The 10,352-nt window shown below is 69.1% G+C and carries 10 protein-coding genes; 4 read left to right on the top strand and 6 right to left on the bottom strand.

Going from position 1 to position 10,352, the window contains the following annotated elements; translation table 11 throughout:
* Positions 1–122: 122 nt before the first annotated feature.
* Positions 123–1,310, bottom strand: a complete 1,188-nt coding sequence (locus ACO2RV_RS23945) for an NAD(P)/FAD-dependent oxidoreductase (protein ID WP_423296721.1) — start codon at positions 1,308–1,310, stop codon at positions 123–125.
* Positions 1,307–2,419, bottom strand: coding sequence for a lysine-2,3-aminomutase-like protein (locus ACO2RV_RS23940; protein WP_423296720.1), 1,113 nt, complete (start codon positions 2,417–2,419; stop codon positions 1,307–1,309). The genes ACO2RV_RS23945 and ACO2RV_RS23940 overlap by 4 nt, the downstream gene beginning before the upstream one ends.
* 90 nt (positions 2,420–2,509) lie before the next feature.
* Here ACO2RV_RS23940 and ACO2RV_RS23935 point away from each other — a divergent pair, with 90 nt between their 5' ends.
* From ACO2RV_RS23935 to ACO2RV_RS23925, 3 genes are read left to right on the top strand one after another with little or no spacing between them, the layout of a single operon-like run.
* Positions 2,510–2,833 carry an XdhC family protein gene (locus ACO2RV_RS23935; protein WP_423296719.1) on the top strand — a complete coding sequence of 108 codons (324 nt, stop codon included), beginning with the start codon at positions 2,510–2,512 and terminating at the stop codon, positions 2,831–2,833.
* Complete coding sequence (locus ACO2RV_RS23930; RefSeq protein WP_423296718.1) at positions 2,833–3,534, top strand: XdhC family protein; 702 nt, start codon at positions 2,833–2,835, stop codon at positions 3,532–3,534. The genes ACO2RV_RS23935 and ACO2RV_RS23930 overlap by 1 nt, the downstream gene beginning before the upstream one ends.
* A complete protein-coding gene (locus ACO2RV_RS23925; RefSeq protein ID WP_423296717.1) occupies positions 3,531–5,198 on the top strand; it encodes an NTP transferase domain-containing protein in 1,668 nt (555 codons plus the stop codon). Before ACO2RV_RS23930 ends, ACO2RV_RS23925 begins: the two co-directional genes overlap by 4 nt.
* A gap of 7 nt (positions 5,199–5,205) precedes the next feature.
* Here the strand turns inward: ACO2RV_RS23925 and bcsS are convergent, their stop codons facing one another.
* Together bcsS and ACO2RV_RS23915 are read right to left on the bottom strand one after the other, a co-directional pair.
* Positions 5,206–5,976: a cellulose biosynthesis protein BcsS gene (gene bcsS / locus ACO2RV_RS23920; protein ID WP_423296716.1), complete on the bottom strand. Its 771-nt coding sequence runs from the start codon at positions 5,974–5,976 to the stop codon at positions 5,206–5,208.
* Positions 5,977–6,126: 150 nt separating this feature from the next.
* The gene (locus ACO2RV_RS23915; RefSeq protein WP_423296715.1) at positions 6,127–6,582 is read right to left on the bottom strand and encodes a DUF488 family protein; all 456 of its coding nucleotides are present in this window, start codon (positions 6,580–6,582) and stop codon (positions 6,127–6,129) included.
* A gap of 253 nt (positions 6,583–6,835) precedes the next feature.
* Here ACO2RV_RS23915 and ACO2RV_RS23910 point away from each other — a divergent pair, with 253 nt between their 5' ends.
* Positions 6,836–8,317 carry a helicase HerA domain-containing protein gene (locus ACO2RV_RS23910; protein ID WP_423296714.1) on the top strand — a complete coding sequence of 494 codons (1,482 nt, stop codon included), beginning with the start codon at positions 6,836–6,838 and terminating at the stop codon, positions 8,315–8,317.
* Positions 8,318–8,391: 74 nt separating this feature from the next.
* Here the strand turns inward: ACO2RV_RS23910 and ACO2RV_RS23905 are convergent, their stop codons facing one another.
* Positions 8,392–9,720: a TRAP transporter large permease gene (locus ACO2RV_RS23905; protein ID WP_423296713.1), complete on the bottom strand. Its 1,329-nt coding sequence runs from the start codon at positions 9,718–9,720 to the stop codon at positions 8,392–8,394.
* Positions 9,720–10,346 (bottom strand): TRAP transporter small permease subunit, encoded by a 627-nt coding sequence (locus ACO2RV_RS23900; protein WP_423296712.1) that lies wholly within the window; start codon positions 10,344–10,346, stop codon positions 9,720–9,722. The genes ACO2RV_RS23905 and ACO2RV_RS23900 overlap by 1 nt, the downstream gene beginning before the upstream one ends.
* Positions 10,347–10,352: the final 6 nt, after the last annotated feature.

Raw genomic sequence — 10,352 nt, 5'->3', positions numbered from 1 at the left:
AAGCGGTGCGATCACCGACCACTCGAAATCCGTCAGGTCAAAGCGCGCCATCTCAACCTCCAGGGCTGAGATCAGTGAATCAAAACAATGCTCCGCTGGGAATCCCCTTATGGGTATGTCACCTAGACAAACTGGCCGGCGACCCAGCCGGACGACCACGCCCACTGGAAATTATAGCCGCCGAGCCAGCCGGTGACGTCGACGACCTCGCCGATGAAGTACAGGCCGGGCACTTCGCGGGCCTGCATGCTGCGCGAATCGAGGCCCGCCGTGTCCACGCCGCCGAGCGTGACTTCGGCGGTACGGTAGCCCTCGGAGCCGACCGGCTTCACCCGCCAAGCATTCACGGCCTCATCGATCCGCCGCAATATCTTGTCGGAGAGGTCGGCGAGGTTCTTCGCCCCCGCCTCGCGCTCGCCGATCAGCTGGGCGAGGCGCTTAGGGACGAACGGCACCAGCGCGGTGGACGCAGCCTGCCGGCCATGGCTGGCGCGTGCCGCCTTGAGGCCGGCGAGCACATCGGCACCGGGCGCGAGCGCGATCTCGATCTCGTCGCCTTCCCGCCAGTACGAGGATATCTGGAGCACCGCCGGGCCGCTGAGGCCGCGATGGGTGAACAGCACGCCATCCTCGAACTGTGCCTTGCCGAGCCGTACCCGCCCTTCGACCGCGACGCCGGCCAGCGGTGCCAGCCGCTCCAGCAGCCCCGCCTCCAGTGTGAGCGGCACGAGGGCGGGGCGTGTGGGCACCAGCTTCAGGCCAAACCGCGCGGCGATGTCGTAGCCGAGGCCGGTTGCACCCATTTTCGGGATGGACTTGCCGCCGGTGGCGACGACCAGCGAGCGACAGGCAAGGGCGCCATTCGTCGTTTCCAGTGCGAAGCCGTCGGCGGTGCGATCGATGCGGGTGATGCCGGTGGCGAGGCGCAGTTCCGTGCCCACGTCACGCAACCCGTCGGTGAGCAGGTCGACGATCTGCCGCGAGGAGCCGTCGCAGAACAGCTGGCCGCGCGTCTTCTCGTGCCAGGCGATGCCGCTCGCATCGACCAGTCGGATGAAGTCGCGCTGGGTGTAGCGCTTCAGCGCCGAGATGCAGAAGCCGGGATTTTCAGAGAGGTAGTTGCGCGGCGCCGCGTCGAGATTGGTGAAGTTGCAGCGCCCGCCGCCGGAAATACGGATCTTTTCGCCGGGCGCGCGGGCATGGTCGATCACCACCACGCGCCGGCCGCGCTTGCCGGATTCCCAGGCGCACATCATCCCGGCCGCACCGGCACCGAGCACGACGACGTCGACATTGGCCGCCGGTTTCACCGCGCGTCGCCGCTTGTGTCGCGAGGGGCAACCGCCTCGTCATAGGCGTGCTCACCGCCGCAATAATCGGTGACACGCCAACCCTCGGGCGCCGGCTCCAGATAGTCCGGGCCGACCGGCACCTTGCCGTAGCCGCCGGGAATGTCGAGCACATAGATCGGGATGGCAAGGCCGGAGACGCGGCCACGCAAGGCCCGCATCAGCTCCCGTCCCCGCTGAATGGGCAGGCGGAAATGCGCGGTGCCGGGGGCGAGATCGGGATGATGCAGGTAATAGGGTTTCACCCGGCATTCGACCAGCGCGCGGAACAGCGCCGCCAGCGTGCCGGCATCGTCGTTCACGCCGGCGAGCAGCACGCTCTGGCCGACCAGCGCGATGCCGGCATCCGCCAGCCGCGCCAGCGCCGTGCGGGCCTCGGGGCCGAGTTCCCGAGCGTGGTTCGCATGCACCGCGACATAGGTGGTGAGGCCGGGCGCCTTGAGTGCCTCGACCAGCGCCGCCGTGATGCGCTCGGGCGAGGCGACCGGCACGCGGGTGTGAAAGCGCACGATCCGGACATGGCCGATGGCGGCGAGCCGGGTCATCAGCTCGGCCAGCCGGCGCGGGGAGGCGACCAGCGGGTCGCCGCCGGTCACCACCACCTCCCAGATGTCGGGATGGCCCGCGACATAAGCCAGCGCCGCGTCCAGCGCCTCGTCGGACAGGCTGGTCTCGGCGCCCGGTCCGACCATTTCGCGGCGGAAGCAGAAGCGGCAATAGACGGCGCAGACACCGACCAGCTTCAGCAGCACCCGGTCGGGATAGCGGTGCACGATGCCGGGCACCGGGCTGTGCGCCGCATCGCCGATGGGGTCGGCCAGTTCCTGCGGCAGCGTCTCGATTTCCCGCGCATCGGGCACGAACTGGCGCGCGACCGGATCGTCCGGCGCGGCGCGGTCGATGGCGGCGGCAAGCGTCGGCGTGAGCGCCACCGCGTAGCGCTCGGCCACGGCATCGAGGCCCTCGCGCGACGGCAGCAGGCCGGCGGCGGCGAGCTCGTCGAGGCTGCGCAGCGTGCGGGGCACGCGGGCGATTGCCGCCGGAGAGAGGGGGGAGTGGACAGGCTTCATGCGCGGTCTTGTGATCCGTTCCGTTCTTGCCGGCAAGGCGCGGTTTGCTGCATTGCGCTATGTTCGTGCGAATTGGCCGAGGGGAACGCGATGTTCGTTCGTGAGGAAGACGTTTTGGAGGCCGCCGCGCGCTGGCGCCGGGAGGGGCGCGGCGTGGCGCTGGCCACCGTCATCGAGACCTGGGGCTCGGCGCCGCGTCCGGTCGGCAGTCATCTGGTGATCGACGAGGCGGGCAATTTCCTCGGCTCGGTGTCCGGCGGCTGCGTCGAGGGCGCGGTGGTGGCCGAGGCGGCCGATGTCATCGCCGACGGGCGCGGGCGGGTGATCGAGTTCGGCGTCGCCGACGAGACCGCCTGGCAGGTCGGCCTCTCCTGCGGCGGGCGCATCGCCGTCTATGTCGAGAAGGTCGCGTGATGGATCTCGCCTTGCTCGACGCGCTGAACGGCGAACGCGCGGCCCGGCGCGCCAGCGTGCTGGTGACGGAACTGGAGAGCGGCCGGCAGCGGCTGGTGCTTGCCGCGCAGGTCGCCGCCGACCCGTTGGCGGACCATCTCGCGGAGGTTTTCAGGACCGGCAGGAGCCGGCTGGTGGAGGTCGGCAATGAGCGCGTCTTCCTGACCGCGCAGGTGCCCGCGCCGCGCCTCGTCATCACCGGCGCGGTGCATATCTCGCAGGCGCTGGCGCCGATGGCGACCACGGCCGGGTTCGACGTGATCATCGTCGATCCGCGCACCGCCTTCGCCACGCCCGAGCGCTTTCCCGGCGTCGATCTCCGCGCGCAATGGCCGGATGTGGCGCTGGCGCGGATCGGGCTCGACCCGTTCACCGCGCTGGCGGCGCTGACCCACGATCCCAAGATCGACGATCCCGCGCTCGTCGGGGCGCTGACGGCCGGCTGCTTCTATGTCGGTGCGCTGGGCTCGCGGAAGACGCATGCCGCGCGGCTGGAACGTCTGGCCGCGCAGGGGCTCTCGCGCGAGACGCTGGCCCGCATCCATTCGCCGATCGGCCTCGACATCGGCTCGGTCAGCCCGGCGGAGATCGCCGTCGCGATCCTGGGCGAGGTGATCGCCGATCTGCGCCGACGGCCGGCCATGCGGGAGCAGGCGGCGTGAAGTTTGGCCGCATCGCGCTGGAGGAGGCCGAGGGCGCCGTGGTGGTGCATTCGGTGCGCCTTCCCGGCCTCGACCTGCGCAAGGGTGCCGTGCTCACGCCCGCCTTGATTGCCCAACTGCGCGCGGCGGGCGTGGCGGACATCGTGGCGACCCGGCTGGAGGCGGGTGATGTCGGCGAGAATGACGCGGCCACCGCGATCGGCGCCGCCATTGCCGGCGCGCATGCGGTGCCGGACGCCGCCTTCACCGGGCGCGTCAACCTCCGCGCCGGGGCGACCGGCGTGCTGGTGGTCGACCGCGCCGGCGTGGATGCGCTCAACCGGATCGACGAGGCGGTGACGCTGGCGACCTTGCCCGCCTACCGGACCGTGGCGACGGGCGAGATGATCGCTACCGTCAAAATCATTCCCTTCGCTGTGCCGGGCGCGGTGATGGAGGCGCTCGGGCCGCTGTGCCGGCCGCTGATCGAGGTGGCGCCCTACAGGATCCGGCGCGTCGCGGTGATTTCGACGCTGCTTCCCGGCCTTCAGGAAAAGGTCGTCGCCAAGACGCTGCGCACCACGGCGGCCCGGCTCGCCCCGGCGGGAGCGGCCATCATCGGTGAGCGCCGTGTGCGGCACGACGAGGCGGAGGTGGCGCGCGCGCTGGCGGAGGTGGCGGCCGATGGCGCCGAACTGGCGCTGGTGTTCGGCGCCTCGGCCATCGCCGACCGGCGGGACGTGATCCCGGCCGGTATCGAGGCGGCGGGTGGCGTCGTCGAGCATTTCGGCATGCCGGTCGATCCCGGCAACCTTCTGCTGGTCGGCCGCGTTGGAGGGATGCCGGTGCTCGGTGCGCCCGGTTGCGCGCGCAGTCCGCGGGAGAACGGCTTCGACTGGGTGCTGCACCGGCTTCTCGCGGGGCTCGCCGTGTCGCGCGAGGACGTCACATCGATGGGTGTCGGAGGTCTGCTCATGGAAATCCCGACCCGCCCGCAGCCGCGCGAAGGCGCGGTGAGCGACACGACGAGCAAACGGGCCGCGGTGGTGCTGGCGGCCGGTCGCGGCACCCGCATGCCGGAGGCGCACAAGCTTTCCGTCCCCGTCGAGGGCGAGCCGCTGGTGCGGCGGGCGGTGAAGGCGGCGCTGGCGTCATCGGCGCGGCCGGTGGTGGTCGTCACCGGGCACGAAGCCGACAAGGTGCGGGCGGCCCTGACCGGGCTCGACATCGTGTTCGTGCATAATCCGGACTATGCGGAGGGGCTGTCGACCTCGCTGCGCACCGGCATCGCCGCCTTGCCCGGGGACGTCGAGGCGGCTGTGGTCATGCTGGGCGACATGCCGATGGTGGGCGGCGAACTGGTCGAGCGTCTCGCGCGGGCGATCGACGTCGAGGCCGGGCAACTGATCGCGGTGCCGGTGGTGGAGGGACGGCGGGGCAATCCGGTCGCCTGGGCGCGGCGGATGTTCCCGGCGCTGATGGCGCTGAGCGGCGATATCGGCGCGCGCCACCTCATCGCCCAATATCCCGATGCGGTGGTCGAGGTCGCGACGCAGGGCGATGGCGCCTTTCTCGATATCGACACGCGCGACGAACTGGCGGCGCTGGCGATCCACGAGATCGCCGCCCATGCCGATGTCGACGAGGGGCCCGCGCTGGACGGCATGAAGGCGGAGGACGCCTGAACGGGGCTCAATAAGGTACGTACAGCGACAGCGTGCCGTAGGGACCCTCGTCGCTGTCGCTGCTCCAGCGCCATCCACCGGCGGCGCGCAACTGCCAGCCGGGCAGTGGCGTGGCCAGGAACAGCCCGCCGCGCGCGTCCTGCGACAGCCAGTCGGTGGAGGCGGACGCCTCCACGCCGAGATCGAACCATCTGTGAATGCGGCGCGCGGCGGTGGCGCGCACGCTGGCGGTTTCGTCCGCCGTCGAGCCGGCGAGGGCGGCCGTGAACGTCCAGTCTTCGTCGTGCCGGTAGAACCACTCGGCCACCAGCTTGGCGCCGAACTGCGTTCCCTGGTCCCGGTTGCCGGGATCGGGATGGTCGAGCCGGTTGTCGACGACATTCACGCCGGCATAGACGGTCAGCGCATGCGGGCCGCGCAGCCACTGCCAGCCGGCGAGTATCTCCCCCTCCAGCTTGCTGGCGCTGTTCCAGCCGCCGGGCACCGCATCGGTGCGGTAGCGATAGCCGCCGCCGCCGGTCTGGGTGCGCAGCCGCAGCCCTTCCTCGTCCATCCGTGCGAAGGGAGCCCAGGCCATGCCGGCCCAGCCATAGGCATTGTCACGCGCCACATCCATGCCGGTGAAGAAGTAGAGCCGGTCGCGCAAGGGATCGGGGCGCGTCTCATCGGCCTCGACCGAGGGGCCGAGGCAGATGGCGACCGAGGAAAGCGCGACCGTCCGCAGCCTCTTCAGACGTGCGGGAAGGCACGCATGTGCAAGGCTCGGCGAACCGATCATCGGCGCGCTCGGCGGATGGAGTGCAGGGGCGGTATGTGAATGGAGGCTATTCGACCGCACCGACGCGGTTGCGCTCAATCAATCTATGGTTGTGGGTGCGGACTGATTCGTTGCGAAAAACGCGGCAAATTGCCGCAGAAGTGGAAATGATCAGACCGGCGGCGCCAGAAGGTGCTCGACCGGCACGTCGACGCGCTCGCAGATGAGATCGGCGATCATCTGGCGGTGGCAGTGCTCGGGGTGGCGCTCGAAGCACAGCAGGCACACGCGCCGGCCGTTCCTCACCAGCTCGGTCAGCTCGTCGAGCTGTTCCCGTGCGGTGGGCGTCGCCAGATGCAGGTCGTAGATGCGCCGCAGCTCGTCATAATGGCCTGCGCGTGCCGCCTGCCGCCCCTCGGCCGGCGTGCCGAGGCCACGCAGGTGCAGATAGCCGATGGCGCGCCCGGCGACGCCGGCGGCCAGATGGCTCTTGGAGAAGCCCGCGCGGCGCGAGGCGGCGACCGCCCGCACATCGACCAGCAATTCGACGCCGGCCGCGCTCAGTGTGTCCAGCACGGCGGCTGAGGACACCTGTTCGTAGCCGATGGTGAAGAGCGGAGCGGGCATGGGTGAGATGTCGCACAGGCGCGAGGCGTCGTCGAGCGCCCTCGTCATCCCGGACGGCCGAAGGCCGATCCGGGATCGTGTGCCGAAGAGGGCGCCCGTCGCGGACGATCCCGGCTCTACGCTGCGCGTCGGCCGGGATGACGGTAAGCCCCTTGCCCCCGCCGTCCGAATCTGTGGAGTTCTTCGGGTCAAGTCCTGAAGCGGTTCGCGCGCGCGTGCTAGGCAGGGGCTTAACGTCAGGATCGCAGACAGCATGAAGATCGGTATCGAGCTCGGGACCAGTACCGCCGGCCAGCCGGTGCGGCTCGATCTGGAGGAGCTTCTTTCCACGCGCCTGCTGGTGCAGGGCAATTCCGGCTCCGGAAAATCCCATCTGCTGCGCCGCCTGCTGGAACAGAGCGCCGGCCATGTACAGCAGGCCATCATCGACCCGGAAGGCGACTTCGTCGGCCTCGCCGAACGCTTCGGCCATGTCGTCATCGATGCCGAGCGCACGGCCGGCGAGATCCAGCGCATCGCCGCGCGCATCCGCCGCCACCGCGCGTCGGTGGTGTTCAACCTCGAAGGGCTCGATGCCGACGCGCAGATGCGCTCGGCGGCGGCTTTCCTGAACGGGCTGTTCGACGCCGATCGCGACTACTGGTTCCCCATGCTGGTGATCGTCGACGAGGCGCAGCTCTTCGCCCCGTCCGGTGCCGGCGAGATTTCCGACGAGGCGCGGCGCGTCTCGCTCTCGGCGATGACCAATCTCATGTGCCGCGGCCGCAAGCGCGGCCTTGCCGGCGTCATCGCCACCCAGCGCCTCGCCAAGCTCGCCAAGAACGTGGCGGCCGAGGCGTCCAACTTCCTGATGGGGCGTACCTTCCTCGACATCGACATGGCGCGCGCGGCCGACCTGCTGGGCATGGAGAAGCGGCAGGCGGAGAGTTTTCGCGATCTCAATACCGGCTCCTTCGTCGCGCTCGGCCCTGCTTTGTCGCGCCGGCCGTTGCCGGTGAAGATCGGCTATGTCGAGACCATGAGCCGCAACGGCCGTCCCGAACTGATGCCGCCGCCGGAGATGGGATCGGCCGAGTTGCAGGATCTGATCTTCGACGACCTCGGCACCGAGCCGATGCCCGCTGTCGCGCGACGTGCCGAACCGCGCCCGATCGAGGAGCTGATCGAGACGCTGGAGGAGACGCCCGCGCCCATTCCCGTACCGGTCGATCCGGAGGCGGCGGCGGCGTTCGATGCCGAGCGCGAGGCGCTGGTGGAGGAGATCGTCCGCCAGTTCGTTGCCGATCCCGAGGCGCCGTTCCGGTCGGCGGCGGCGCTTTACCCGGACTTCCTCGTGCATTGCCGGGTGCGGCGGGTCGGCTCGAAGGTGCCGGACCTTGCCGAATTCACCCGCCGGCTCGCCATCGCCCGCGCCGGGCTCGATCCGCGGACCGGGGACGAGGACTGGCAGCGCGCGGTGGAGCAGGCGACGGGCCTGCCGGAGGAGATGCAGGGCGTGTTCCTGCTGCTCGCCCGCGCCGGCATGGAGGGGGCGCCATCGCCGGCCGACGAGGCGCTCGCCCGCGCCTATGGCAGCCGCTCGCCCTCGCGGGGGCGCTGGCTGCTGACCTATATGGAGGAGCGTGGCCACCTCGTCTGCGAGGCGGATTTTCGCGGACGGCGGGTCGTGCGCTTTCCCTCGCTTGGCTGGAAGACCGCGCCGGGCGATCCGAAGGGCCTGCCGGCCTCGCTCTGAGAGCATGTGGCGAGACGAATGAGAACGGGCCCGTTGCCGGGCCCGTTCTGTTTTGCCGAAGGGGTTCCCGGTCTTCAGCCGCCGTAGAGATAGTTCGGCAGCCAGAGCGCGAAACCCGGGAACATGTAGAGTATCGCCATCGCCAGCACGACGATGAAGATGAAGGGCATGACGCCGGAGAAGATCTCGTCGATCGACACGTTCTTGGGCGCGACACCCTTGAGGTAGAAGGGTGCCATGGCCACGGGTGGCGACAGGAACGAGGTCTGCAGGTTCAGCGCCACCAGCACCCCGAAGAAGATCGGGTCGATGCCGAAGTGATCCAGCAGCGGCAGGAAGATGGGCAGGAAGATCACGATGATCTCCGTCCACTCCAGCGGCCAGCCCAGCACGAAGATGATGATTTGCGTCAGGATCAGGAAGCCGACCGGCCCGAGGTCCAGCCCCATGATGAACTCTTCCACCACGCGCTGCCCGCCGAGCAGCGCGAAGACGGCCGAGAACACCGCCGAGCCGACGAACAGCCAGCACACCATCGCCGAGGCGCGGGCGGTGAGGAATACCGAGTCCTTCAGCTTCTCCACGCTGAAGGTGCGGTAGGCCAGCGCCAGCAGGATCGCGCCCATCGCGCCGATCGCGGCGGCCTCCGACGGGGTGGCGAGGCCGAAGATGATGCAGCCCAGCACCGAGACGATCAGCGCGACCAGCGGCAGGAACGAGGTCAGCAGCGCCCACGCGATCTCGCCGGCCGGCACGTTGCGCTCCTCCGCCGGCAGCTTGGGCGCCAGCGCCGGATTGATGATCACGCGGATGATGACATAGGCCATGTACATACCCGCCAGCGTGATGCCGGGAATGAAGGCGGCGGCGTAGAGCTTCACCACCGAGACGCCGGCCGTGGCGCCGTAGAGGATGAGCATCACGCTCGGCGGAATGAGGATGCCGAGGCACCCGCCGGCGCACACCACGCCCGAGGCGATCTTCTTGTCATAGCCGGCGCGCAGCATCGCCGGGAAGGCAAGCAGGCCCATCAGCGTCACCACGGCACCGACGATGCCGGTGGCGGTGGCGAACAGCGCGCAGGTGATCAGCGTGGCGACGGCCAGCGAGCCGGGAATCCAGCCGGCGGCGAGCTGGATGGCGCGGAACAGCCGGTCGAGGATGTTGGCGCGCTCGATCACGTAGCCCATGAACAGGAAGAGCGGGATCGAGATCAGCACGTCGTTCGCCATCACCGAATAGGTGCGCTGCACGAACAGGTTGAAGATGCTGTCGCCTTGCGTGAAGTAGCCAAAGCCCACGCCCAGCGCCATCAGCGTGAAGGCGATGGGGAAGCCGAGCATCAGGAAGACAAGGAACAGCACCAGCATCAGGATGCCGAGGGCGGGATCGGACAGAAACATCACAGCGACCCCCGGCCGGTGGATTCACCTTCGATGGCGGTGAGGGCGGCTTCCTGCTCGGCCTTGGCGGCGGCCTCGTCGAGGATGATCTTCTCCATCTCCTCGACGTCGTGCAGGCGTTGCGGCCAGTCGCCGTCGCGTATGCAGATGTAGCAGCGCACCACCTCGACCACGCCCTGCAGCAGCATCATCACGCCGACGAAGGGAATGATGGCCTTGAACGGCCAGATCACCGGTCCGTCCGGGCTGAACGAGGAATGCTCGTTGAGCATGTAGGACAGCTGGAAATAGCCCCAGCCCGAATAGATCAGCGCCAGGATGCCGGGAAAGTAGAACAGGAAGTAGAGAACGAGGTCGATCCTGGCCTGCGTGGTCGGCTGCCATTTCCGGTAGAGGAAATCGCCGCGCACATGGCCGTTGCGCGAAAGGGTGTAGGCGCCGGCCATCATGAACAGGGCGCCGTAAAGCATCAGGCTGACGTCATACGCCCAGGTGGTCGGGTCGCGCAGGACGTAGCGGCGGAAGACCTCATAGCAGATGGCCAGCATGAGGATGACGATGCACCAGGCGAACAGTTTGCCGATGAAGGCGTTCAGCCGGTCGACGCCGAGAAGGAGTGCTTGCATGGGATA

It is taken from the genome of Ancylobacter sp. VNQ12 (assembly GCF_049445835.1).
GTDB lineage: Bacteria > Pseudomonadota > Alphaproteobacteria > Rhizobiales > Xanthobacteraceae > Ancylobacter.
Note: the sequence above shows the minus strand (reverse complement) of the source record. Positions and strands in the feature narration are given on the sequence as shown.

What these genes read in the sequence shown, in the direction of transcription:
- ACO2RV_RS23930 (WP_423296718.1), top strand. Translation starts at nt 2,833, where the DNA reads ATGGATCTCGCCTTGCTCGACGCGCTGAACGGCGAACGCGCGGCCCGG.
- ACO2RV_RS23915 (WP_423296715.1), bottom strand. Translation starts at nt 6,582, where the DNA reads ATGCCCGCTCCGCTCTTCACCATCGGCTACGAACAGGTGTCCTCAGCC.
- ACO2RV_RS23900 (WP_423296712.1), bottom strand. Translation starts at nt 10,346, where the DNA reads ATGCAAGCACTCCTTCTCGGCGTCGACCGGCTGAACGCCTTCATCGGC.
- ACO2RV_RS23935 (WP_423296719.1), top strand. Translation starts at nt 2,510, where the DNA reads ATGTTCGTTCGTGAGGAAGACGTTTTGGAGGCCGCCGCGCGCTGGCGC.
- ACO2RV_RS23940 (WP_423296720.1), bottom strand. Translation starts at nt 2,419, where the DNA reads ATGAAGCCTGTCCACTCCCCCCTCTCTCCGGCGGCAATCGCCCGCGTG.
- ACO2RV_RS23910 (WP_423296714.1), top strand. Translation starts at nt 6,836, where the DNA reads ATGAAGATCGGTATCGAGCTCGGGACCAGTACCGCCGGCCAGCCGGTG.
- ACO2RV_RS23905 (WP_423296713.1), bottom strand. Translation starts at nt 9,720, where the DNA reads ATGTTTCTGTCCGATCCCGCCCTCGGCATCCTGATGCTGGTGCTGTTC.
- bcsS (WP_423296716.1), bottom strand. Translation starts at nt 5,976, where the DNA reads ATGATCGGTTCGCCGAGCCTTGCACATGCGTGCCTTCCCGCACGTCTG.